Below are 24,432 nucleotides of genomic sequence, written 5' to 3'. Positions count from 1 at the left end.
TTTATAATATAGCCATAAATGTGTTATTATAGTTAGTAGATGAGTTTTTACTATTAAATTTAATCAAAAAAAACTTATAAATATTAGAAAAATTTTTTATTGAAATATGTGGATAATCTGATATATATTTTAATAAAAGCAAAGTAGGAGGATTATTATGGAAAAAAACGCTATAATAGATTATTTAAAAGAAAATGATTTAGGAGATATAGAAGAAATCAAATATAAAGATGATGTTTTTCTTGCAAGATTTTATTATGATTTTGATGATCCTGAAATCGAAGCTGCAACAGCTTATGCAAACGATGAATGTACAGAGGTGTCTGGCGGGGAAAAATGGAATCAAGAATTTTTTATACCTTATCTTAATGATTTAGTGATAGATAATGTAGGAGAAATAATTGAGGATTGCATGGAAAAATTTTCAGTGGAAGCGCAGTATATCACTTACGATATAGATGAAGAAGAAATTGATTGCGTTGAAGTAATCGTTGAATTTGGAAAACGTGGTCAAGATTTAGACATAGAAAAAGTTATAGATGATTTAAAATTATAAGAATACAAGCTTTTACAAGAAATGTGTATAATAATAGAGCTACAGTCTTATAATCATAAATAACAGCATAATTATAACTTGAAACTAAAATTTAAAATGATATAATAATACAAGTAGCAAGTCCTGAGGTGTTCGTAAAACTTATATGTTCAACCGACAGATATATTTAGGGATTTTCAATAATAGTTGTGGATGTCAAGCTTCCATATTAGGAGAAGTAGGCAGAAATAATTTGAGGGAAACCCACCTGCGAAAGTGCGGGTGTGACTCTTAGGTGTAACGGCACGTTGGGAATAATATTGTAAAATATTAATTAAAAAATATGTGACATGGAGTGTATTCATGTCACATGATTATGATATGGCCCCATGGTCAAGAGGTTAAGACATCGCCCTCTCAAGGCGGAGTCACGGGTCCGATTCCCGTTGGGGCTACCAGATATATAAAATAAGCAAGTTTACGTAGTTTGTAAACTTGCTTATTTTAATTTAGGCTAAAAATCTCTAATTTTGTTAGTCATAAAGTTAATCTTATCAATACACTTACTTTTCTTGTTTTGATATTCTCGATATACGTCCGCTACTTAGAATAAATTAACTTGACAATTTAAAAGGGCTATTGTATTATATAAACGAGAATGATAATCAATATTAAACAATGCTGAAAGGCATTTATTTTTTGATGCGGTGTTGAGAATGATTATTAATAGAAAATAATGAGGTGGTGTGTTATGTCTAAGGAAATAACTCTAGATGAAGTACAAATAAACTTCAAAGCAAAAGTACTGAGAGTAGACCCAACTAGTAAGACTAGACGACGAATAATGGACATGGGTATTGTTAGAGGAACAGAGATATTGGTATCAGGAAAAGCACCTATGGGAGATCCAATTGAACTACAACTAAGAGGATATAATTTAAGTCTTAGAAAAAAAGAAGCAAGGGATATTATTGTAGAATTGCTGTAAAACTAATTTTATAAAGGGAGGACTATTATGGATAAAATCTATATGCCGCTAAGTTTTATCACTATGGGAAAATTAGCAGAGATTGATAGGGTTGTAGGAACAGAAACAATTTGTAAAAGACTTATGGAGATGGGATTTAATAAAGGTGCCGTAGTTGAAATTATAAATAATGAGTCAGGGCCTATGTTAATTAGGGTAGGAGAATCAAGGTTAGTTTTAGGCAGGGCTATGGCGCAAAAGGTGATGGCACGAGAAGTTTAATAAAGTATATTGGGAGGTAATAATGAATAAAAATTTAGTATTTGCTTTAGCAGGTAATCCGAATTGTGGTAAGACAAGTTTGTTTAATGAATTAACAGGTGCAAGACAACATGTTGGAAACTGGCCCGGGGTAACTGTTGAAAAAAAAGAAGGTAAACTTACATCTAGTGGAAGAGAAATTACTGTGGTAGATTTACCTGGTACATATAGCTTAGGAGCTTATTCAGAAGATGAAGTGGTTGCACGTGATTTTATACTAAAGGATAATCCAGACGTAGTGATAAACGTAATCGATGCAAGCAACATCGAAAGAAACTTATATTTAACAACTCAAATTTTAGAAACTGGAGCTAAAGTTATTTTAGCATTAAACATGATGGATGAAGCTGAAAATAAAAAAATAGAAATACAAGTACATAAATTAGCAACGCTCTTAAATATTCCAGTGATTCCAACTACAGCTACTAAAGGTCTTGGAGTGAAGAAACTTATTGAAGCAGCTATAAGTTTAGGTGAAACTAAGGAAGATGATAGGGTAGATAAATATAAAATTGACTATGGAACAGCTGTAGCAACTGAAGTTTCCAAAATAGAAAGTACATTTCATGAAAATAATCTAAAATTAGAATACCCGCCTTTTTGGCTTGCTATAAAATTATTAGAAAATGACGAATTTATAAATAAATATGTACATGACACTGAGAATGCTGAAAAGGTAGAGAATCAATTAAAAAATAGCAAGGATATATTGGAAAATTCAATTGGTTATGACGTTGATGCATATATAGTTGATAAACGTTATGAATTTATAGGTAACGTAGTAAAACAAGCTGTAAAACGAGATAAATCAAATGAAAGCAAAAAAAACGTGTCAGATAAAATTGATGCTGTAGTAACTAATAAATGGCTCGGTATACCGATTTTTGCAATTATAATGTTCATAATGTATCAAATAACTATGACTATAGGAAATGGAATATTAACAGATTTAGTTGGCAGACTTTTTGATTCTTTAGGTTCTTGGTCTTCTAACAATTTAGCTTATTTAGGCGCTCCTCATTTGATTCGTTCATTTGTTGCAGATGGACTTATTGCAGGGCTTGGTTCAGTAATTGGGTTTACGCCAATGATCTTTTTAATGTATCTTTTGATATCAATACTTGAGGATACTGGTTATATGGCAAGAGCAGCTTATGTTATGGACAGGTTCATGAATGCCGTTGGACTTCATGGAAAAACAGCTGTATCACTTATAATAGGTACAGGTTGCAATGTTGCAGGAGTTATGTCTACAAGAACTTTGGAAAGTAAAAAAGATAGAATGATAGCAATTTTAATAAGCCCATTTATGTCTTGTACTGCAAGACTTGCAATTTATGCTGTATTTGCTAGTGCTTTCTTTTCAAAAATAAAAGTGGGGATTTTTGATGCAAGTGGAGTTGTTGTATTTGGACTTTATGTTTTAGGAATTGTTGTTTCAATAGCTGTTGGTAAGTTTTTAAGCAGTACAGTATTTAAGGGTGAGGAATCATATTTTATAATGGAACTACCACCATACCGCATCCCCACAGCTAAAGGTACATTAATTCATATGTGGGAAAAAGCAGGAGCCTTTGTAAAAAAAGCAGGAACGGTTATTTTAGGCGCTGTTATAGTTGTTTGGGTTCTTTCAAATCTTCCATTTGGAGTAGAGGCAGGATCTAGAGATAGTTTGGTTGGTATAATTGGTGCGTTTATAGCCCCAGTATTTGCTCCAGCTGGGTTTGGTACATGGCAGGCAGGAATAGCGCTTATAACCGGATTTGTGGCAAAAGAGGCGGTAGTAGGAACTATGGCCACAATATATGGAGTGGGCGAGGGTGCTAAACTTATAGCCGCAGTTCATAGCGCATACACACCTCTTTCAGCACTATCATTTATGGTATTTACACTTCTTTATGTACCATGTGTTGCAACTATTGGTGCAATAAAAAGAGAAACAAATTCAGCTAAATGGGCTATTATTGTTGTAATTTATACATGCACAATTGCATGGGTTTTAGCAGTTGTAGTGTATCAAGGTGGAAGGCTTTTGGGGTTTAACTAGTTTATACATTGATAATGAAATTCATTATTATAAATTATGCGAAATGCTTTAACAGAAAGGGTTGATGAAAATGTTAATGAAAATATTACAAAGATTATCTAAAGGTGGGCTGTATTCAAATAGCTCAATGGCTGAAGAGCTTGGGGTCGATGAGTCTATGGTAGAAGATATGATAATACAACTTCAAAACATGGGATACATTAACAAAGATAATATGAATGCATCTTCAAGTTGTGATTGTTGTAGTGACTGCATGCCAAGTACTACAAAGAGCAAAAGTAGTTGTTGTGATGGTAAAAGTAATATAGAAATTGGAATTTGGAATATAACAGATAAAGGTAGAAATACGCTTAAAAGAGTATTTAATTGATTGTTCACAAAATAATCAATGTTTAGTAAAATAAAGCTAGATATCTAAAATTAGATATCTAGCTTTATTTATTTGGTAACTACTGTTACAGCATTCTCCCATTTGAAGGCAGCGAAGTTATAACTAAAAATTTAAAGTAATACAGCTCCAATAACTTTTGGAAAATCAGAAGATAAGGTTTATTATAAAAAAAATAATATTCCACTTTACGTAGACATCAGATTCAAGCATACGTAGGTTGATATAATTGGAAGACTTATGATATTATTTTAATTATAAGACGATGCTATGGGGAGGGTAAAGAATGGATAATAAAAAGGTTGGTTGTTTTATTGCCAGTCAACGAAAAGAAAAATCTATGACACAACAAAGCTTAGCTGATAAACTTAACGTTACAAGCAAGGCGGTATCAAAATGGGAAACCGGGCAAGGATATCCTGAGATAACAACAATCCCTACATTAGCTGAAATTCTAGAAGTTACAACTGGAGAACTTCTAAATGGTGAATTCAGTACAAAGGAGAATAGCGATAAAGTTGGTATGAATACTATAGATAACTTTTTGAAAAGGAGAAGTGGAAATAATATATCAGTTTTTATTATTGTATTGACATCAGTTTTCTTGTCTTTTATATTATTTGCTATTGGATACATAAAAAGTAAGAAGTATTAAGTTAGTCAGGGAAAGTAACTTGTTGATAAGTATGAAAAAAAATCTTGTCGTAAAACTGATTTTTTAAAAAATAAATGTTGAGGTGAAAATATGGATTTTTTAGTAATAAGTGAAAATATATCTGAACAAATTCGCAATTTTAAGGAGTTTATTGTTGAATATAAGATTCCTATAATTTGTTCTCTTATATTTAGTTTGATTTGTTTTGGATTTATGCTAACCAATCATTCATTGACTATAGATGAAGAAACTTGGATTAATAGTAGTGATCCTAGTAATATTAGATTATGGCTAATGCAAGGGAGGTTTGGAGTTTTTTTAATTGATAAAGTTATTTCACCAACTGGTAATTATATTCCATTCTTATGGGACTTTTTATCAGTGCTAATATGGAATTTTTCTGGTGTTTGTTTTTTATTTTGTATTTCGATGTTTTATACAAAATTCAATAAATTCTCATCATTTGTATTTTGTTCTTATTTTTCTTCACTTCCACTTGTCGTAGGAGAAATTCTTTCATATTCCATGTTTAACTTGCAACAATCATTAGGTATGTTACTTATGTCAATCTCGGTATTATTTATATATACATATTTTAAATTTAGGCATGAAAAATATATTATTATTAGTTCAATACTATTATTTGTATCCATCTCAATTTATCAGGCATTTGTGGTTGTGTATATAGTAATGATTATTGCATATGTATTGATTTTTGGTCTAATACATAATTATAATAAACAAATTCTAATAAATATCATAAAGGCTATATTTGCATTTATATTTGGAGTTTTATCATATTATTTGATTAATAAAATTATAACTAAGTTTATTGCCCCTGATCCAGGAAATTATCTTACAGGATATATAGGTTGGAACAGAGGGAAAAGTAATATCCATGTAATGCTAACCACTTTGCATTATGTAGAAAAAATATTATTTGGTGATTCAGCTGTGTACGGAGGCAAAGTTATTTTAGTAGTGACGTGCTTATTTTTTATTTATTCAATTTTTTCTTTTATTAATACAAAAAAAATTATTAATAAATCTATAAACTGCGTATTAGCAATTTTATTGCTAATATCTCCTTTTATGTTGTCTATTGTGCTTGGAACTTCAGGGATAACTGGGCGTACTTATATTGCACTTCCTTTGGCTGGAGCAATCGAACTTCTTTTAGTTAACAATCAAACAATTAAGATTAGAATAATTAATCCAATAGTAATAATGGCAAGTGTGCTCATTTTGTTTTTCAATTCAATGTATATGAATAGGCTCTTTTACGATAGCTATATGGTATATCAGTTTGACACAAATGTAGGAAATGAAATTATTCATGATATTGGTATTGATGGATATGCTTATAATAGTGTACCTATTGTTTTTATAGGCATGCATGATGTAGATAGAAAGATCATTTCAAATACTTCAGGGTCCACCGGTGGATCTTTTTTTAGCTGGGATGATGGTAATAATACTAGAATAATAAACTTTTTAAGATCGGAAGGTTATGGGGTTATTATGCCTTCTACTAGTCAAATAAAATATGCATATGATAATTCTAAGAATTTGATAAATTGGCCAAGCAGATATAGCATTAAAGAATTAAATGGTTGTATTGTTGTAAAATTGTCCACTCCTTCATCAACATGGATGTCGGTGAATGGTGTTAAATCAACACACTAGATTAAAATTTATCCCATGGAGACTATTTGAATACTGCCATCTTCTTTAAATGGGAAAATCAGAAAACTATGTTAATAAGTTTCGGATGGAGTAAAAAACTCCACCTGAAACCAAAAACTCTGTTTATAGTTTTAAATCGTCTATATTGTTTAGCCATGCTTCAATGCAGGAAGTTATTCCTTTGAAGCTTTCTTCTTCAAAAGGAGAATCTAAATTTGCTAGCTTTAACAGCTCTAGAAAGGATTTACTTCCGCCAGCCTGGCATAAAGTTTTGTAATCTTCCCAGGCCTTAGGTCTATTTTCATTTGCTTTTTTCCAAAATTGAAAAGCACAAATTTGGGCTAGGGTATAATCAATATAATAAAAAGGCACCTCATAAATATGTGCTTGCTGCTGCCAGTAGCCTCCGTCTTCTAAAAATTCATTATCCTCATAATTTCTATGTGGTAAGTATTTATTTTCTATAGTTCTCCAAGCTTGCTTCCTTTCTTTAGGCGTCGCTTCTGGATTTTCGTAAACAAAGTGTTGGAATTCATCTACTGTAACTCCATAAGGAATGAATAGAAGAGCTTCACTTAAATGAGAAAATTTATATTTATCTGTCTGTTCTTCAAAAAATAAGTTCATCCAAGGCCAAGTTAAAAATTCCATACTCATAGAGTGTATTTCAGCAGCTTCTGAAGTAGGCCAATGGTATTCGGGTATTTCGTAACTTCGGCTTTCGTAGCATTGGAAAGCATGACCGGCTTCATGGGTTAAGACATCTACATCACCTGAAGTACCATTAAAGTTTGAAAAGATAAAAGGTGACTTATATTTGCTTATATAAGTGCAATAACCACCCCCAGCTTTCCCCTTTTTAGTTACTAGGTCTAAAAGTTGATTTTCAACCATAAAATTGAAATATTCTTCTGTTTCAGGAGATAATTCAGAGTACATTTTTTTACCGTTATTTACAATCCATTTTGCATCACCCTTTGGTTTTGCATTACCATTCTTATAGGTAATATTTTCATCATAATAGTTTAGAGTTTCAACACCTAATCTTTTCTTTTGTTTTTCTCTTAGACTACTTGCTATTGGAACAATATATTTCGCCACTTGTTTTCTGTAATTTGCAACCATTTCAGGATTATAATCTGACCTAAGCATTCTAGCATAGGCAACTTCAACAAAATTTTCATAACCCAGTTTTTTGGCTATTTTTGTTCTAACCTTTACCAATGAGTCATAAATGCGATCTAATTCTGATTCATTGTCTTTAAAAAATCCCCATCTTGCAATGTTAGAGGATTTTCGAATGTCTCTGTCTGTAGATTGCTGAAAGGGTATTAATCCAGATAGATTTTTTTCTTCTCCCTGAAAAATAATTTTAGCTGAGGCAATTAATTTAGTATATTGACTTGAAAGCTTATTTTCTTCCTGTAAATCTTCGATGATTTCAGGAGAAAAAGTTTTAAGGGATAGTTCAGCAATAGTAAATAACTGTTTGCCCCACTTATCTGTCAGCTGATTTTTAAACTTAGAATTTATTAATGCAGTATAATATTTAGAAATCAGTTCTTCATACAAAGGGCCATTTTCATCAAAAAAAGTTCGTTCTTCATCATAAAATTTATCAGTAGTATCAACAGTATTTCTAATATATACAATCTGGTATAAAGATTCAAAATCGCTTCGCAAACTATTTATTTTTACCATTAGTTCATCTTGCTCTTTAAAATTTTCGGCTGCGATAAATTTGTCTAAGACAGAATTGAAATCAGCTTGAAGTAACCCAATATCAGGTCTTTTGTATGGAAACTCATTAAATTTCATTAAATCCCTTCTTTCTTATAAAGTTATATTCTACAAAAGTTATTATTTTCCTGCTTTATAACTGAAATTAAGCCTAGCTACTGTTATTCAAGGTTTTTTTATTTTCATTATTTTCATACTCAAACATCTTATCAGGCACAATCCATCTTATTCTTTCATTGAGTAGCAGGACTATTAAGGAATTAATAGTATTTAAACTTTTAGCTGTAAATGCATCAAAATATTGAAAAAATGATAAAGCACCAAATGCAATATTATAAAATTGTGAAAAAATAATATTTTGTTTTATAAATTTGTAAGATTTTTGCGACATATAAATAAGGTCTGATAGACTTTTAGCATTGTCATCAAAAATAATGCAGTCAGAGTGAAGCTTGATTTTATCACAGGCAGAGCTAGAAAAACTTATGCTTACATCAGCCGATTTCATGGCATCAATGTCATTTATGCCATCTCCAACCATCATAATGGTTCCAAACCTTCTAGCTTCAGATATAACTGATAACTTATCTTCACAGCTACATTCAGCATAAACTTTTTCAATGCCAAGTGATTTGGCAAAAGAACATGATTTTTCATAAGTATCACCAGTCAATAAACTAATATTGCGTATACCTCTGTATTTTAGTTTGTCAATAAGTAAGTGGACATTGTTACGAATTTCATCTTCCATAGAAATAATACCAACAAGTTTATTGTCAATGGCAATAAATAGGGGATAATATAATAGTTGCTCATATTTATTATATTTGCCAATTCCATGAGAAAAATCAATATTTTTATTTTCAAAAAATTTCATATTACCAATAAGTAATTTATGGTTGTCATAAACTGATTCTATTCCTTGTGATGGGATTATTACAGAGCTTTTTAGTTTTGATACATCATTGGTTTCACCTACATTATTTTGGAGTTTAATAGAAATTGGGTGATAGTTGTTGGATTCGCAGGCATCACATATCTTTAGTAATTCTTGAGGAGAATAAGAATTGTTAAAAGATTCGATTTTTACAATTTTCATATGTCCATAGGTTAATGTTCCTGTTTTATCAAACATAATATTATTTGTGTTTATGATGTTTTCAAAGGTATTGGGGTTTCTTAAATATATATTGTGATTTTTTAATAGAGCTATATAGTTCTTCATGCCATGACTAAGTGCAGTGGCTGTGGCTGATGGGGTAAGAACAAGTAGTAAGGATAAAGCATTTAACATGTTACCTGTGAAAATATAGTTTAGACCTGCTAGACCCAAAGCTGCTTTTGTTATTTTATTTTGATAGGCACCAACTTTTTTATGTATATTTAAATTATCTAATGAAATATCTTTTTTTGTAAATGACATTGGAGCACTTTGCATTTTTATTTTCAAATCTCCAAAAACAATAACCTGACCTTCTTGTATTTTTTCACCACTTGTTACCTGATTTGCTATAGGTTGACCAGTAGTATATAGATTATTAACTATGGCAGTACCATTTATAATATCACCATTAATAGGTGAAACTTCTCCCTTATGGATATAGACTATATCACCAATACTTAAAGTGCTTACAGGTACAAGTATTTGTTCATCATTATCCAATGCTGTCCAAATCATTTCTGCGGTTTTGCCCATTCCTAAGGTTAGAGTTTCAATGCATTGGACTTCAGCAGAATATTTAATGTATTCACTAAGACTTTTTAAAATAAGTACTAAGACACCTTTACTACTCTCACGTAATATGGTAAATGATGTAGCAATAAGTTTAAGCAGTATATCTGAATCAGTTGGGATGTCACTACTGAATTTTTTATACAGTTTTTTTAATAGAGGATATCCACCTATAATTGTTACGGCAGAGGCAGCTTCAAGTGCTACAACATTTTTACTTATAGAAAACTTTCCAATAGTATAATGTTTTACTTTAAGCAGTAAATATAACATGTCAAAGAAAAGAAATTTCCATTTAACCTTATCTTTTTTTTCTATAGTTTTATAATAAAGCTCATGATTCTGCTTTTTTTCTTTGGTTGAATAATCCATTGAAGCAATAGCAGATTCAATATTTTGTGAAAGAAGGTTATGGTTTGTTTTTTTTGCATCATATACAATTAAAATAGAGCCAGTAGTATGGTTAGTCCTACTACAAACAACTCCATAAAGGCAAGATATATAAGAATTTATATATCTTGCCTTTAGTGCGTCGCCGTAAACTTCCCGAAGTCTAAAATGTATTCGCCCGGGGATGACACTTATTTCATTAAGCACAGGGACTGCCTCCTTTAAAAAGTTATGTTTATTTAATTTTATTTTTTAACTCAGTAAGTTGTTTTTTTAATGTCTGGATATTTTCAGACATTTGCTCATTACGTTTTATGGGTTTTGTATCAAAGCTACTAGCAACTCTTTTAAAACGTTCTTCGCGATGAGTCATTGCTTTTTCATTAACATCTTCAATGAAGGATTTAGTAGCGCTTCCCATGGATATTGCACCTGCGGCTATGTTAACAGCCATGGGGTGCAATTTGTCTTTGATTAAAGAATAAATTATATTGTAACCTAAAACTCCAACTCCAACACCATATAAAAACTTTTTATTATTCATATATATTAAACACCTCCAATTAATTAACATCTAAATTATTGACTAATAGAGAGGTTTTAATCATTATTTGTTGAATAGCATATACTTTATAATGTTTTTGTAAAGCTGTTTATTATCTGTGATTTGGCATTCATTAAAGAAAAAATTACTTATTTTATTAGCGTGACTTGCCCATAAAGAAATTAGCTGCTTTTCTTGTGTTGGGTTATCTTTTATTTGCTGAACACTAACTTTAACTAGGTCTTCTAATGTTTTCTCAATGTTACTAAGATTATTATCTAAATCTCTAATATTATCATTTAGTATTGTATTTTGAAGGTTGGATTTCATTAAAATGCTCCTTTTACTTAGATGATAATTTGTGGCATACATAAACTATATTAACTATTTTCTACAGGTGGCATTTTTTTCTTTTTATTTGAATATTGAGCTTCTGCCACAATATCTTCCAAGTTTTCTCTTAAACTTGAGGCTTTTTCTATTGTTACATCTGCTATGGAATAAACTGCACTCAATGCACCCACCGCAATATTTCTTAAAGGATTTGTAAAAATTTTTTTCATAGAATGTGTTATTGGTTTTTCTTCAGCCAGTTCACTACCTATTTCTTCGTATTCATCAGAAAGTTTGTTTAGTTTTAGGAGAATTATTTCTATACTTTTATTAATTTGCTTAAGGTCCCCACCTATGTTGGTGGTATTGATTTTTAATTGGCTTACCTCTTTACTTAAGTTGTCATAGTTTGAATGCAACTGATCAATATCCCTTTGCATTTTCTGTGAATTTTGTTGTAATTCAATATTTTCGTCACTCATATTAATACACCTCTACAATACATTTTATAAATATATATTTTCCATAATAATAAAATTTATTCTATAAAAAAATATAGATTTATACATCCATGAATAACAGAAGATTTTTAGGGGAAAATTTATTGATGAAGTTAACAAGAAATTAACATAACTATAAAATATGGATGGTGTTAAAGATGTTGTATTCTAGCGAGAGTATAATTAGCCAAAGTGTGTATGATGAAAAATTATTGTCTAAAAGGATTAGGATACCTGTTAAAATCGTGTACAGAAATGGAGAAGTAGCACAGAGATTAGTAAAACATATGGTTATGTTAAGCGGAGTAATTCATTGCAAAGCAAATCCAATAACAGGTAATGTTTTAGTGGTATTTAATGAGGAACTAGCTAATGAAAAAAACATTTTAGAGCACTTAAAAATTTTCATTGGAAATTCAAAAACTTTAACACAAAGAAATGTAATAAAACTTAATAGTAAAAGAAATGATAAACAAGCCAAATTAGAAATTAATGCAAAAAAAATCATGCAGGGCAGAGATTTGAGTGAAAGTAGTTTATGGCATTATAAGGACTATTCGTTAGTAGCAACTATTCTGGGGACAGATAAAAGGCTAGGATTAAATCACCATAGTATTACTCAGCGTACAAAAAAATTTGGATTTAATGTATTATCAGAAAAGAAAAAAGAATCCATTTTTAATAGATTTATTCAAAATATAAAAGACTTTTCAACAAAATTATTAATTGTAGTAAGTGGTGCTTCATTTTTAATTGGCAAAATACCAGATGCCATAGCTATAATTGGAATAGTAATCCTTCAGACCACATTGAGCACATTACAGCAAAACAAAGCAGAAAATTCTATTTATTCTTTAAAAGATATGATGGTTCATAAGGTAAAAGTTATTAGAGACGGATATGAGCAGGAGATAAATTCAAAATATATTGTTCCAGGAGATCTTATAATGCTTGAGGCTGGGGAAAAAATACCTGCAGATGCTAGGATAATTGAATGTAACAATCTTAAAACTTCCGAGGCATCTCTCACAGGGGAGTCGCTTCCTGTATCAAAATCTACTGAAGTATGTAATAAATATGCGGATTTAGGTGACAGATTTAATATGGTTTATATGGGGACGGACATATTATCTGGAAGAGGAAAGGCATTAGTTGTAAACACAGGTATGAACACTGAAATTGGAAAAATAGCAACTATGATTCAAAATATAAATACTGAACTTACACCACTTCAAAAAAAAATGATGAATTTCACGAATAATCTTACTAAGATTTGTATATCTATGTGTTTTATTGCAGGAATTGGAGGCTTGGTAATGGGGAGAACCATAGGTGGTATATTAACTATGGTAATAAGTTTTTCAGTAGGAGCAATGCCAGAAAGTCTTCCAGCTATAGTAACTGTTGCCATGGCAGTAAGTGTTCAGAGAATGGCTAAGAGAAAAGCAATTGTAAGAAAGCTTCCATCAGTAGAAACTTTAGGTGCGGCAAATGTTATATGTTGCGACAAGACAGGAACTTTAACCATGAATGAAATGACTGTAAGAAAAATTTATGTAGACAACACCTTCTATAGTGTATCAGGAACAGGCTATGATCCAAAAGGTGAAATAACATCTACTGAAAGCACCTGTGCAAGTAAAAGTGCACTAGGAGAACTTTTAAGGTATGGAGTATTGTGCAATAATTCAAGTCTTTCGAAAGAAAAAGAGTGTAAATGGGTTATAAAAGGAGATCCTACTGAAGGAGCTCTTATAACCGTAGCAAAAAAATTCGGTATAGATATTAAATATATAAAAGAAACTTTCAAGCGGTTACAAGAAATACCTTTTGAAAGTTCAAGACGCTATATGACTGTGTTAGTAGAGACTCCAGAGGGGAAAATAGCTATTTGCAAGGGAGCCATGAGTTCAGTAATAAAAAACTGTAAAACTATTTATGAGAATGGAGAGGAAAAGCTTTTGACCTTAACCCATAGGGAAAAACTCAATGAAATTTGTACAGACATGGGAAAAAGTGCTCTTAGAGTATTAGGCTTTAGTTTTAAGAAAATTGAAAAGAGAGAAGAAAAAAACATAGAAAATAACCATGTATTCCTTGGAATGGTTGGTATGGAGGATCCGCCAAGGGAAGATGTGAAAAAATCTATACAAAAGTGTCATAATGCTGGTATTGAAGTAGTGATGATAACTGGGGATAATAAAAATACTGCGTCAGCCATTGGAAATGAGTTAGGCATATTAACAAATGGTATGGTGATTTCAGGCTTTGAGCTGGAGAATATGAGTGATAGTGAACTGGATTCTAAAATTGGAAAAGTTCAGGTTTTTGCACGAACTTCCCCAAAACAGAAGTTGAGAATTGTAAAAGCATTTAAGCGATTCGGCTGTGTGGTTGCTATGACTGGAGATGGAGTAAATGATGCTCCAGCCATTAAAGAGGCAAATATAGGAATTGCTATGGGTTGCAATGGAAGTGATGTAGCAAAAGATGTGGCAGATATAACTTTAGTGGATGATAAATTTTCAACTATAGTAAGTGCTATAGAAGAAGGTAGAAACGTATCTAATAATATAACAAAATCAGTTAGCTATTTACTTACAGGTAGTGTTGGAGAGATGATAGCAATTTTTATGACCACAACATTTACTAGAAGTTTGCCACTACTGTCTATTCAGATATTACTAGTTAATGTAATTTGCGAGTCTATTCTAGGAGCACCACTAGCACTAGAAGTTCCTAGTGAAGACATCATGAATAAACCACCGTTAAAAAAGGAAAAACCTATTATTGATGGAGAACTAAGTAAAAAAGTATTAAAAAGAGGTATAGGTATTGGCTTGTCAACATTTGCGGCTTTTGAAATTCCTCAACTGTTAGGTATGGGAATAGCCAAAGCAAGAACTATTGCCTTTACAAATTTAGTATTTACTCAAATTATAAATTGTTATTATTGCAGAAACAATACAAGTATAAGGCTAAGCAAATATATGGTGGTAGCTATGGCATCTTCAGTAGCACTATTTACTGGTATAATTTATGTTCCAGTTATAAGATCTTTGATTGGAACAGTCCCTTTAAATATTATGGACTGGACGCTTGTATCAGCGCTTACCATAATTAGTAGAATATGAAACGTATCCAATTGTAATTCTAGTATTTAGTAAATAGCTTGAGTGTAATTATTCACCATCTACGTGAAAATATGATAAAATAATAGGGAAACATGTAAGTTTCTAGATTTGAAAGCTTACATGTTTCCTTATTTTTATCTTGTTAATGAAAAAATGCTGACACAAATGGGAAAATTGTATATAATTAGTCTTTATCATAAATATTTTTAGTAAAAATCACGTCAGCATTAGTTATAAAAGGTGTTATAATCTATCAAGTAGCGGTAGGAAGGCTTTAAGTACACAAGGAGGCAGTTTATGAATATATCATTTGTTTCGGTGGCTTCATCAATAATTTTTTTTATGAATTTATTATTTATTATAGTTGCAATATACGTAGAAAGAAAAAAACCAATGGAGATTGGGATGTGGATTCTTATATTTACATTTTTACCTGGTGTGGGTTTTGTATTATATCTTTTTTTAGGGAGAGGTTTAAGGTTTAGTAAAAAGAAATTGTTTAAGATAAAGAAAGAATATGATGACGAGTATAATACTAGGATTATTGAACAAAAAAATTTATTGGAAAACAAAGAATTTTCACTTGAAGATAAAAATAGCAGATCCTACTATGATATCATTGAAATGCATATCAATGAGAGCAAAAGTATATTGACAAATGATAATGATATTAAAATTTTTATTGATGGAAAAGATAAGTATGCATGTCTTATAAAAGATATAGAAGAAGCAAAATACACAATACATCTTTTATATTTTATAATTAAGGATGATAACATAGGCAAAAAAATAGTTAATCTACTTACTAAAAGGGCCAGTGAGGGAATAGAAGTACGTCTTTTATATGATCACTTAGGGAGTTATTTTACACCAGATGGAATGTTTAAGGATTTAATACATGCAGGTGGTAAGGTTAGTAGATTTTTCCCTATTAAGTTTGGAACTTATCTTAGGGCAAATTACAGAAATCATCGTAAAATTGTAGTTATTGATGGCAATATTGGATATTTAGGTGGTATGAATATAGGTGACGAATACATGGGATTAGGTAAGAAAAAGGTGCCATGGAGAGATACTCATATTAGAATTACGGGATCAGCTGTTTATATGCTTCAAACAAGGCTTATGCAGGATTGGTATTACGCCTCAAATGAACAGGGAATAAGTGTAGAATTATTCCCACCGGTGAAATCTAATGGTAAAATAGCAATGCAAATTGTATCTAGTGGTCCAGATGCTAGTGGTCAGCAAATAAAAAGAGGATTCATAAAAATGATAAATTGTGCAAGGGATTCTATATATATTCAATCACCATACTTTATACCAGATGAGACTTTTTTAGAATCATTACAGATTGCAGCTATGTCGGGGAAGGATGTGAGAGTAATGATTCCTGGTATTCCTGACAAAAAAATGGTTTATAGAGTGACTTTTTCATACATACAAGATTTAATGGATTATGGCATAAAGGTATATATATATCCTGGATTTTTGCATTCTAAAATGCTAGTTATAGATGAAGAGGTAACCTCAATTGGAACAACAAACATGGACATAAGAAGTTTTAAATTGGATTTTGAAGTCAATGCATTTATATATGATGCTGGCTTTTCATTAAATTGCTCTAATATTTTTGAAAATGATATGAAAATATGTAAATTAGTTACTGCAGAATGGTATAAATCAAGAAGTTTATGGTATAAGTTTCAAGAAGGGTTTTTCAGATTGTTCTCAGGGCTTCTGTAGATTGAAGCTAGGTAAATTATATGTTACAATATAGGTAAAATTCATGTACTGCATAATTAGAAGTCTAGGAGGAAGTTTATGTTAAATATTGATATAAGTATGGCACTTGTAAGGGTTACAGAGGCAGCAGCCATCCAATCAGCAACCTTTATGGGTAGAGGAGATAAAATGGGAGCTGATCAAGCGGCTGTTGATGGTATGGAAAAGGCATTTACGTTAATGCCAGTTAGGGGTACAGTTGTTATTGGTGAAGGTGAACTAGATGAAGCACCAATGTTATATATTGGACAAAAGGTTGGTATTGGTGAAGCTAATATGCCTGAAATGGATATAGCAGTAGATCCTTTAGATGGAACAATCTTAATCGCAAAAGGGTTACCTAATGCTATAGCAGTAATTGCTATGGGACCAAAAGGTAGCCTTTTGCATGCGCCAGATATGTATATGGAAAAGATTGTTGTAGGACCTGGGGCAAAAGGTGCTATTGATATAAAAAAATCTCCAGAAGAAAATATTATAAATGTAGCAAGAGCTCTTAAAAAAGATGTAACTGAGCTTACAATAATTGTTCAAGAGCGAGAAAGACATAATTACATAGTAGATGCAGCTAGAAAAGTTGGAGCCAGAGTTAAGTTATTTGGAGAAGGGGATGTTGCAGCAGCTCTTGCTTGCGGATTTGAAGAAACCGGTATAGATATGCTAATGGGTATTGGTGGTGCTCCAGAGGGAGTTATAGCAGCAGCGGCCATAAAATGTATGGGTGGAGAAATGCAAGCAAAACTTGTACCACATAGTGAGGAAGAAATAGCTAGATGTAAATCTATGGGCATTTCTGATGTGAATAAAATATTTGGAATAGATGATCTAGCAAAATCCGATGATGTATTTTTTGCAGCTACTGGAATAACAGAATGTGACTTACTTAAAGGAGTTATATATTCAAAAAATGAGATAGTTACAACTCATTCCATTGTAATGAGTTCAAAAACAGGCACTATAAGATTTGTAGAGGCATTACATGACTTGAATAAAAGTAAAATCGTGGTAGAATAAAATTAGTTATAAATAGAAAGGCGGTTTGAATGCAATGCCTGTTAAGATAGAAACATTAGCTGAGGACATGAAATTAGATGTAATTATAACAGGAAATAAAGAGGCTGAAGTTTACCAAAGTGATATAAATAGGCCAGGATTACAATTCTCTGGGTTTTACAATTATTTTGCCAGTGAAAGAATTCAAGTAATTGGTAATGCAGAGTGGAGTTTTCTTGATGCAATGAGAGTTGAAATAAGAACAAAAAGGTTGAAAAAGTTTTTTCAATTCGAGACGCCATGTATAGTTATCGCTAGAAATATGGTGCCACATGAAGAATTTTTGGATGAAGCTAAATCCCACAATACTTGGGTTCTTAGAACCGACATGGTTACCACACGTTTTATAAGCAAAGTGATGAATTATCTTGATGAAAAATTGGCACCAGAGACAAGAATGCATGGCGTTTTAGTGGATATGTATGGGTTTGGAATACTAATAACGGGTGAAAGCGGTATAGGTAAAAGCGAAACTGCTTTGGAACTTATAAAAAGAGGGCATAGGTTAGTGGCAGATGATGCTGTAGACATTAAAGCAATTGAAGGTATTTTACATGCAAAATCTCCATATATAACCAATGGAATGCTTGAAGTAAGGGGTATGGGAATAATAGATGTTCCTGCATTGTATGGCCTTAGCTCAGTATTAGATACAAAAACTATAGATATGGTTGTGTATCTAGAACAATGGAAAGAAGGCAGCGACTACGATAGACTTGGAATAGATAATGAATTTATTCAGATTTTAAATGTTCCTATAAGAAAAATGACAATTCCAATAAGGCCAGGTAGAAACTTAGCCGTAATAATTGAAGCGGCAGCTGCAAACTATAGATATAGCCTCACATCAAAAATATCACCTGTTCAGACTATAAATGAAAGAATGGATGGAATGGCAGATAGTGAAGATAGATAGTAAAGAAGATATAAGAAAGTACATATTTAGCCAGAGGAAAAGGCTAGTATTTGATGAAAAGAAAAAAATGGATGAGTTAATTTATAATAGTGTTATAAATAATCGTATTTTTGTAAATGCTAGTGTTGTATTTATATATGTAAGTTTTAATAATGAAGTTGATACTCATAGGATAATAGAATATGCTTTAAGACTAGGTAAAAGGGTATGTGTGCCAAGGGTTATAAATAAACAAAGCGGAATGAAAGCTTTATTTATAAATTCTCTTAGTGAGCTTGTAGTTAGTAAATTTGGTATATTAGAACCAAAAGACAGTGAAAATTCATCTTTACCAAATGAAATTGATATAGCCATAATTCCCGGACTTGCTTTTGATAGAATTGGTGGTCGGATTGGTTATGGTGGTGGGTTTTATGATAGATTTTTTTCATGTGGCGTATGTAAAAAGATAGCTTTAGCATATGAATTCCAAATGTTAAAAGCTATCCCAATGGAAAAATATGATGTATTAATAGATGGCGTAATAACAGAAAAAGATTTTATAGATTTTAATATTTAATGTTAAAATTGCTATAAAATACAGGGGGAATTAAATTGGCACAGAAAAAAAATGTATTAGAGAGTAAACATGAATATGCTTGGGAAAAGTATACAAGTAAGACCCTAGATAAGGTATTCGAAATTTCAGATACATATAGAAAATTTATCTCAAAGTGCAAGACTGAAAGAGAATGCGTAACAGAATTCATAAAGCTTGCAGAAGCAAATGGTTATGAGGATTTAAATAAAATTATAAGTAGTAACAGAAAATTAAAAATGGGAGATAAGGTATATGCTAATAATAAGGGAAAAAATTTAGCATTATATCTAATTGGGAAAGATTCATTTGAAAGTGGAATGAAAATTTTAGGAGCACATATTGATTCACCTAGGCTTGATTTAAAGCAAAATCCACTATATGAGGATAGTGATTTAGCACATCTTGAAACACATTATTATGGCGGAATTAAAAAGTATCAATGGGTTACTATTCCACTTGCAATTCACGGTGTAGTTGTTAAAAAAGATGGAGAAGTAGTGAATATAAAAATTGGTGAAGATGATACGGACCCTGTGTTTGGGGTGTCTGATCTTTTAGTACATTTATCTCAGGACCAGCTAAAAAAACCATTAGCTACAGCTATAGAAGGCGAAAATTTAAACATTCTAATAGGAAGTATACCAGTAAAAGATAAGGATATTAAGGAAAAGGTTAAATACAATATGCTTAATATTTTAAATGAAAAATATGGTATAGACGAAGCTGATTTTGTTTCAGCTGAACTTGAGGTTGTTCCAGCAGGTGCAGCAAGAGATTATGGTTTAGATAGAAGTATGGTGATGGGTTATGGTCAAGACGACAGAATATGTGCTTATACGTCTTTCGAAGCTATGCTTGAAATTAAGGAAACTGATAAAACATGTGTAACAATTCTTGTGGATAAAGAAGAGATTGGAAGCGCTGGGTCAACTGGAATGAATTCAAGATTTTTTGAAAATACAACAGCAGAAGTTATTGCATTATATGAGGACTACAATGATTTAAAACTTAGAAGAGCACTTTCTAATTCAAAGATGTTGTCTTCAGACGTAAGTGCTGCCTTTGATCCAAATTACCCATCGGTAATGGAAAAGAAAAATTGTGCCTATCTTGGAAAAGGTGTAGTTTTTAATAAATACACAGGTTCTAGAGGAAAATTAGGTTGTAATGATGCTAATGCAGAATTTCTTGGACAGATAAGACAGGTTATGGATAAAAATAATGTATCATGGCAAACATCTGAGCTTGGTAAGGTTGACCAAGGCGGCGGTGGAACTATTGCATACATTTTGGCTCAATATGGAATGGAAGTAATAGATTGTGGAGTTGCACTTCTTAATATGCATGCACCTTGGGAAATAGCAAGTAAAGTTGATATATACGAAGCAAAAAATGCATATGTGGCATTTTTTAAGGATATTTAATTAGGTATATTTAAAAGAAAGGGGCTATTTCAAAATGATGTAAATAATTTTGAAATAGCTTACTTATTATTCTTTTAGCTTTTTCAAAAAAATGTCTATTCTTTTTTCATCTAAAAAAACTGAAGCTAGTGAGCCGTGTTTTGTATCATCAGATTTACTAGTATGAAAATCTGAGCCAGCTGTAATAATTTTATTGTAATCAGAGGCTATTTTAATAAATCTTATTGTATCATTTGTGCTGTTTAATGGATAAATTGCCTCTATTCCATCAAAATCTAATTCCATAAGTTTAGGAATGGGGCTCTTTTTAACTAGAATAGGATGAGCTAGGACAACTAATGCATTAGCTGATTTTAAAAGCTTTATTCCATCTTCAAGTTCAAGGTTTTTGTTTGGCACATAGGCAGGACTGCCCTCATTTATTATATTATCAAATATATAATTTAAAGAATATTTGTAACCAGCATCAATTATTGCTCTGGCAATGTGTGGTCGCGCAACAACACCATTAGAATTTTTAAGCACTTTTTTATAATCAATAGATATGTTAAAATATTTTTCTAGCCCTTCCACAATGAGTTTTGCTCGAATGACCCTAAAGTCAGTTATTTCTTTCAAAAAAGCTTGAAAGTTCTTATTTTTATAAGATTGGTCCTTAAAATATCCAAGGACATGTACGCTTTCACCATTATAGCGAGTCGAAAGTTCCATGGCTGGAATTACTTTTATATTTAATTTTTTACTTTCTAGTATTGCTTCATCAATGCCTGCAGTGGTGTCATGATCTGTAATTGCCATAATATTTATATTTTTATTTTTGGCAAGATTAATCAGGTCCATTGGTGAAAAGGATCCATCTGATTTATTTGAGTGGGTATGAAAATCTCCTTTAAAGTACATTTTATCACTTCTTCCATATAGTGTTAGAATTATTATATAGTATATAGTATATAGTATATACTATAATAATAAAATGAGACAACCATTAAAAATGAGAGGAAATATAAATGGAAAGAATAACAAAAATAGTGGAAAATCGTAGATATAAAGCTTGTTTAAGTGAAATAAAGTCGCTGGAGAAAAGCAGAAAATTTTGTAAACACAATAAAAAACACTTTTTAGATGTGGCAAGGATTGCATATATTTTGAATCTTGAAAGAAAGATAAATATTAATAAGGAAATTATATATGCAGCAGCATTTCTTCATGATATAGGAAGACATAAGCAGTATGAAGAGGGGATACCTCATGAAAAAGCAAGTGCTGAAATAGCGCCAGGTATATTAATGGATTCAGGATTTAGTGCAGAAGAAATAAATGATATAGTAAATGCTATTGAAGAACATAGACAAAATCATGGTAAAACTTCTGCACTTGGAAAAATAATTTATGAAGGGGACAAACTTTCAAGAAAATGTTTTTCATGTAAGGTGAAAAAAAAATGCAATTGGAAAGAAGATAAGAAAAATAATACAATAAAATATTAGTATGCCTAAGGAGTGAATTTTAAAAATGATGATTGGAAATAAAAAATTTGATTTAGGGAAAAAAACATATGTAATGGGAATACTTAATGTAACTCCAGATTCATTTTCCGATGGAGGAAAATTCAACAATACTGACAAAGCAATTGAACAAGCTAGGAAGCTTATAGCTGATGGAGCAGACATTATTGATATAGGCGGAGAATCAACGAGACCTAATTATGCTCCCATTAGTGAAAATGAAGAAATAAAAAGGGTAGTGCCTATTATACAACTTCTGGTAAGAGAGTTTGATATACCAATATCCATAGATACTTATAAATCAAATGTTGCAGAGATTGCAATAAAAAATGGTGCCAGTTTGATAAATGACGTATGGGGATTTAAAAGAGATAGGAATATGGCAAAGGTTGCAGTCAAATATAATGTACCATGTTGTATTATGCACAATAGAGAGAATGCCGTTTATAATAATCTAATGGAAGATATAATTATTGATTTAAATGAAAGTATTGAAATAGCAATTGAAGCAGGAGTAAAACCTGAAAATATAATAATAGATCCAGGCATCGGCTTTGCTAAAAATCATGAGGAAAACCTTAGAGTAATGAATGAATTGGAAAAAATAATAGCCATGGGCTATTCAGTTCTTCTTGGCACCTCCAGAAAGTCTATGATAGGCAATGTATTAAAACTTCCTGTAAATGAAAGAGTTGAGGGAACAGTTGCAACTACTGTAATTGGTATAATGAAGGGATGCGACTTTGTAAGAGTTCATGATGTTTTGGAAAATAAAAGGGCAGCAATGATGACTGATGCCATAATAAGGCCAAGGAGTGAAATATAATGGATAAAATATTTATTAAAGACTTGCAGGTCTATGGGTATCACGGCGTTAATAAAGAAGAAAAAAAAATGGGTCAGAGATTTTTAATTTCACTTGAGCTTTACATGGATTTAAGTGTTCCTGGTAAATCAGACAATCTTAAACATACGGTAAATTATGCAGAAATATGCGAAAAGGTGGAAGAAAAATTCAGGGAAAATAAATTTGACCTTATTGAGGCAGTTGCTGAAAGTATTGCAAAATTTATTCTTAGTAGTTTTAATTTAGTACAGGGAGTTAAGGTGAATATTAAAAAACCATGGGCACCAATTGGTAAACCTCTAGATTTTGCAGGTGTGGAGATAAGCAGATTTTGGCATTTGGCATACGTTGGGATTGGATCCAATATGGGTAGCAGAGAAGAAAATATACATAGTGCTATAGAAAAAATAGGTATAGCCACATCTACTGTTCCTAAAGTTTCTAAGCTTTATGAGACTAAACCTGTAGGATATATAGAACAAGAAGATTTTTTGAATTGTGTGATAGAAATAAAAACACTATTTAAACCAGAAGAATTGTTAGTAGAACTATTAGGAATTGAAGGACAACTCAAAAGGGAAAGAACTATAAAATGGGGACCAAGGACAATAGATTTGGATGTATTATTATTTGATGATGAAATCGTGTCTCAGGAAAATTTAATAGTTCCTCATCCTAGAATGCATGAAAGGCTATTTGTACTTCAGCCATTATGCGATTTAGCACCATACAAACTTCACCCAGTACTAAGGGAGAGGATAATAAATCTAAAGGAAAATTTAATTAAAAATGAACAAGATGATGTTAAGGTATATGATATTATTTCAAAATAATAATTATACTAAATCTATTTTTTTTAGATGTCAATTATTACTAATCTCTTGGTATTATATTTTTACAAAATTGAAATAGATTATAGGAAACTGGAAGACTGTCCATATTAATATAATCTCTAGGATAGTCTCCATCCCAGGGATAGATTGATAAATATTTTTCATTATAAACCTCAGCCACATAACTTGTATTTTTAAAAATAAAATATAACTTGTATGGTGCCTTCATTGTTAGATCGTTTGGTTTATTAATAAAATCCACACTACGAAGAGTTAGTGTAGAATTTTTTATAAGATTACATTCAGCTTTATCTAGAGTAACTTTTTTATAGAAATTAGTGTCTAGCAATAATATTTTATAATCATTATTTAGTTTTAAGTCTCCGCACAATAATTCAGTATAATAAAAATTATTCGGCTTTTTTTGCTGAAAGGTGGGGAGATTTGAACAAGAAGTTAGGCTTATGCAAAAAAATAATAAAATAAATATGTACAGTTTCTTTTTCACTTATATCAT

At 31.3% G+C, this 24,432-nt stretch carries 23 protein-coding genes, 1 tRNA gene and 1 other RNA gene; 18 read left to right on the top strand and 7 right to left on the bottom strand.

What is annotated here, in order from left to right; translation table 11 throughout:
- Positions 1 to 157 precede the first annotated feature (157 nt).
- From BR66_RS0109980 to BR66_RS0109945, 9 genes are all read left to right on the top strand, one after another.
- On the top strand, positions 158 to 556 hold the full coding sequence (locus BR66_RS0109980; RefSeq protein WP_026882813.1) for a hypothetical protein: 399 nt from the start codon (positions 158 to 160) through the stop codon (positions 554 to 556).
- Between the two features lie 117 nt (positions 557 to 673).
- A non-coding RNA gene (ssrS, locus tag BR66_RS25165) (6S RNA) lies at positions 674 to 854 on the top strand.
- A 64-nt stretch (positions 855 to 918) separates the two neighbouring features.
- A tRNA-Glu gene (locus BR66_RS0109975) sits at positions 919 to 993 on the top strand.
- Between the two features lie 293 nt (positions 994 to 1,286).
- Complete coding sequence (locus tag BR66_RS0109970; RefSeq protein WP_026882812.1) at positions 1,287 to 1,523, top strand: FeoA family protein; 237 nt, start codon at positions 1,287 to 1,289, stop codon at positions 1,521 to 1,523.
- Between the two features lie 27 nt (positions 1,524 to 1,550).
- Entirely contained in the window at positions 1,551 to 1,784 is a 234-nt protein-coding gene (locus BR66_RS0109965; protein WP_035795933.1) for a FeoA family protein, read from the top strand.
- Positions 1,785 to 1,806: 22 nt separating this feature from the next.
- A complete protein-coding gene (feoB, locus tag BR66_RS0109960) occupies positions 1,807 to 3,870 on the top strand; it encodes a ferrous iron transport protein B (RefSeq protein WP_035795929.1) in 2,064 nt (687 codons plus the stop codon).
- Between the two features lie 70 nt (positions 3,871 to 3,940).
- A complete protein-coding gene (locus tag BR66_RS0109955) occupies positions 3,941 to 4,240 on the top strand; it encodes a FeoC-like transcriptional regulator (RefSeq protein WP_026882809.1) in 300 nt (99 codons plus the stop codon).
- A 304-nt stretch (positions 4,241 to 4,544) separates the two neighbouring features.
- Complete coding sequence (locus BR66_RS24785; RefSeq protein WP_051624174.1) at positions 4,545 to 4,913, top strand: helix-turn-helix domain-containing protein; 369 nt, start codon at positions 4,545 to 4,547, stop codon at positions 4,911 to 4,913.
- 90 nt (positions 4,914 to 5,003) lie between these two features.
- Entirely contained in the window at positions 5,004 to 6,599 is a 1,596-nt protein-coding gene (locus BR66_RS0109945; protein ID WP_026882808.1) for a glucosyltransferase domain-containing protein, read from the top strand.
- A gap of 123 nt (positions 6,600 to 6,722) precedes the next feature.
- Here the strand turns inward: BR66_RS0109945 and BR66_RS0109940 are convergent, their stop codons facing one another.
- The 5 genes from BR66_RS0109940 to BR66_RS0109920 all read right to left on the bottom strand — a co-directional run bounded on the left by BR66_RS0109940 (position 6,723) and on the right by BR66_RS0109920 (position 11,820).
- Positions 6,723 to 8,417 (bottom strand): M3 family oligoendopeptidase, encoded by a 1,695-nt coding sequence (locus BR66_RS0109940; protein ID WP_026882807.1) that lies wholly within the window; start codon positions 8,415 to 8,417, stop codon positions 6,723 to 6,725.
- Positions 8,418 to 8,490: 73 nt separating this feature from the next.
- Positions 8,491 to 10,668 (bottom strand): HAD-IC family P-type ATPase, encoded by a 2,178-nt coding sequence (locus tag BR66_RS23545; RefSeq protein ID WP_035795926.1) that lies wholly within the window; start codon positions 10,666 to 10,668, stop codon positions 8,491 to 8,493.
- Between the two features lie 28 nt (positions 10,669 to 10,696).
- Positions 10,697 to 11,005, bottom strand: coding sequence for a hypothetical protein (locus BR66_RS0109930; RefSeq protein WP_026882806.1), 309 nt, complete (start codon positions 11,003 to 11,005; stop codon positions 10,697 to 10,699).
- Between the two features lie 63 nt (positions 11,006 to 11,068).
- On the bottom strand, positions 11,069 to 11,335 hold the full coding sequence (locus tag BR66_RS0109925) for a hypothetical protein (protein WP_026882805.1): 267 nt from the start codon (positions 11,333 to 11,335) through the stop codon (positions 11,069 to 11,071).
- A 50-nt stretch (positions 11,336 to 11,385) separates the two neighbouring features.
- A complete protein-coding gene (locus tag BR66_RS0109920; RefSeq protein WP_026882804.1) occupies positions 11,386 to 11,820 on the bottom strand; it encodes a hypothetical protein in 435 nt (144 codons plus the stop codon).
- Between the two features lie 176 nt (positions 11,821 to 11,996).
- Between BR66_RS0109920 and BR66_RS0109915 the strand changes: the two genes are divergently transcribed.
- The 6 genes from BR66_RS0109915 (at position 11,997) to BR66_RS0109890 (ending at position 20,730) form a co-directional block, all read left to right on the top strand.
- Positions 11,997 to 14,972 (top strand): cation-translocating P-type ATPase, encoded by a 2,976-nt coding sequence (locus tag BR66_RS0109915; protein WP_035795923.1) that lies wholly within the window; start codon positions 11,997 to 11,999, stop codon positions 14,970 to 14,972.
- A gap of 297 nt (positions 14,973 to 15,269) precedes the next feature.
- Complete coding sequence (gene cls / locus BR66_RS0109910) at positions 15,270 to 16,718, top strand: cardiolipin synthase (RefSeq protein WP_026882802.1); 1,449 nt, start codon at positions 15,270 to 15,272, stop codon at positions 16,716 to 16,718.
- Positions 16,719 to 16,796: 78 nt separating this feature from the next.
- Positions 16,797 to 17,771, top strand: a complete 975-nt coding sequence (gene glpX / locus BR66_RS0109905; protein WP_026882801.1) for a class II fructose-bisphosphatase — start codon at positions 16,797 to 16,799, stop codon at positions 17,769 to 17,771.
- A gap of 34 nt (positions 17,772 to 17,805) precedes the next feature.
- Complete coding sequence (gene hprK / locus BR66_RS0109900; protein ID WP_026882800.1) at positions 17,806 to 18,726, top strand: HPr(Ser) kinase/phosphatase; 921 nt, start codon at positions 17,806 to 17,808, stop codon at positions 18,724 to 18,726.
- Positions 18,713 to 19,285, top strand: coding sequence for a 5-formyltetrahydrofolate cyclo-ligase (locus tag BR66_RS0109895; protein WP_242841141.1), 573 nt, complete (start codon positions 18,713 to 18,715; stop codon positions 19,283 to 19,285). The genes hprK and BR66_RS0109895 overlap by 14 nt, the downstream gene beginning before the upstream one ends.
- Positions 19,286 to 19,320: 35 nt before the next feature.
- Positions 19,321 to 20,730: an aminopeptidase gene (locus tag BR66_RS0109890; RefSeq protein ID WP_026882798.1), complete on the top strand. Its 1,410-nt coding sequence runs from the start codon at positions 19,321 to 19,323 to the stop codon at positions 20,728 to 20,730.
- 66 nt (positions 20,731 to 20,796) lie between these two features.
- Here BR66_RS0109890 and BR66_RS0109885 read toward each other — a convergent pair whose 3' ends face one another.
- The gene (locus BR66_RS0109885) at positions 20,797 to 21,630 is read right to left on the bottom strand and encodes a phosphatase (protein ID WP_026882797.1); all 834 of its coding nucleotides are present in this window, start codon (positions 21,628 to 21,630) and stop codon (positions 20,797 to 20,799) included.
- 107 nt (positions 21,631 to 21,737) lie between these two features.
- Here BR66_RS0109885 and BR66_RS0109880 point away from each other — a divergent pair, with 107 nt between their 5' ends.
- The 3 genes from BR66_RS0109880 to folK are packed head-to-tail and all read left to right on the top strand — an operon-like array spanning position 21,738 to position 23,915.
- Entirely contained in the window at positions 21,738 to 22,217 is a 480-nt protein-coding gene (locus tag BR66_RS0109880; protein ID WP_026882796.1) for an HD domain-containing protein, read from the top strand.
- Between the two features lie 25 nt (positions 22,218 to 22,242).
- On the top strand, positions 22,243 to 23,061 hold the full coding sequence (gene folP / locus BR66_RS0109875) for a dihydropteroate synthase (protein WP_026882795.1): 819 nt from the start codon (positions 22,243 to 22,245) through the stop codon (positions 23,059 to 23,061).
- The gene (folK, locus tag BR66_RS23540; protein ID WP_051624173.1) at positions 23,061 to 23,915 is read left to right on the top strand and encodes a 2-amino-4-hydroxy-6-hydroxymethyldihydropteridine diphosphokinase; all 855 of its coding nucleotides are present in this window, start codon (positions 23,061 to 23,063) and stop codon (positions 23,913 to 23,915) included. Before folP ends, folK begins: the two co-directional genes overlap by 1 nt.
- 40 nt (positions 23,916 to 23,955) lie before the next feature.
- Here folK and BR66_RS0109865 read toward each other — a convergent pair whose 3' ends face one another.
- Positions 23,956 to 24,423 (bottom strand): DUF4883 family protein, encoded by a 468-nt coding sequence (locus BR66_RS0109865; protein WP_026882794.1) that lies wholly within the window; start codon positions 24,421 to 24,423, stop codon positions 23,956 to 23,958.
- Positions 24,424 to 24,432: the final 9 nt, after the last annotated feature.

Origin of the sequence: Clostridium akagii DSM 12554 (assembly GCF_000686725.1) — a bacterium.
GTDB lineage: Bacteria > Bacillota > Clostridia > Clostridiales > Clostridiaceae > Clostridium_I > Clostridium_I akagii.
The sequence above is the reverse complement of the archived record's forward strand: the minus strand, read 5'-3'. Positions and strand labels throughout refer to the sequence as shown.

Bases quoted from the DNA above. Each gene is read 5' to 3' on its own strand.
- cls (WP_026882802.1), top strand. From the start codon at position 15,270: ATGAATATATCATTTGTTTCGGTGGCTTCATCAATAATTTTTTTTATG.
- BR66_RS24785 (WP_051624174.1), top strand. From the start codon at position 4,545: ATGGATAATAAAAAGGTTGGTTGTTTTATTGCCAGTCAACGAAAAGAA.
- BR66_RS0109920 (WP_026882804.1), bottom strand. From the start codon at position 11,820: ATGAGTGACGAAAATATTGAATTACAACAAAATTCACAGAAAATGCAA.
- BR66_RS0109955 (WP_026882809.1), top strand. From the start codon at position 3,941: ATGTTAATGAAAATATTACAAAGATTATCTAAAGGTGGGCTGTATTCA.
- BR66_RS0109965 (WP_035795933.1), top strand. From the start codon at position 1,551: ATGGATAAAATCTATATGCCGCTAAGTTTTATCACTATGGGAAAATTA.
- folK (WP_051624173.1), top strand. From the start codon at position 23,061: ATGGATAAAATATTTATTAAAGACTTGCAGGTCTATGGGTATCACGGC.
- BR66_RS0109940 (WP_026882807.1), bottom strand. From the start codon at position 8,417: ATGAAATTTAATGAGTTTCCATACAAAAGACCTGATATTGGGTTACTT.
- BR66_RS0109970 (WP_026882812.1), top strand. From the start codon at position 1,287: ATGTCTAAGGAAATAACTCTAGATGAAGTACAAATAAACTTCAAAGCA.
- BR66_RS0109945 (WP_026882808.1), top strand. From the start codon at position 5,004: ATGGATTTTTTAGTAATAAGTGAAAATATATCTGAACAAATTCGCAAT.
- glpX (WP_026882801.1), top strand. From the start codon at position 16,797: ATGTTAAATATTGATATAAGTATGGCACTTGTAAGGGTTACAGAGGCA.
- BR66_RS0109915 (WP_035795923.1), top strand. From the start codon at position 11,997: ATGTTGTATTCTAGCGAGAGTATAATTAGCCAAAGTGTGTATGATGAA.
- BR66_RS0109980 (WP_026882813.1), top strand. From the start codon at position 158: ATGGAAAAAAACGCTATAATAGATTATTTAAAAGAAAATGATTTAGGA.
- BR66_RS0109925 (WP_026882805.1), bottom strand. From the start codon at position 11,335: ATGAAATCCAACCTTCAAAATACAATACTAAATGATAATATTAGAGAT.
- feoB (WP_035795929.1), top strand. From the start codon at position 1,807: ATGAATAAAAATTTAGTATTTGCTTTAGCAGGTAATCCGAATTGTGGT.
- BR66_RS0109930 (WP_026882806.1), bottom strand. From the start codon at position 11,005: ATGAATAATAAAAAGTTTTTATATGGTGTTGGAGTTGGAGTTTTAGGT.
- hprK (WP_026882800.1), top strand. From the start codon at position 17,806: ATGCCTGTTAAGATAGAAACATTAGCTGAGGACATGAAATTAGATGTA.
- BR66_RS0109880 (WP_026882796.1), top strand. From the start codon at position 21,738: ATGGAAAGAATAACAAAAATAGTGGAAAATCGTAGATATAAAGCTTGT.
- folP (WP_026882795.1), top strand. From the start codon at position 22,243: ATGATGATTGGAAATAAAAAATTTGATTTAGGGAAAAAAACATATGTA.
- BR66_RS0109885 (WP_026882797.1), bottom strand. From the start codon at position 21,630: ATGTACTTTAAAGGAGATTTTCATACCCACTCAAATAAATCAGATGGA.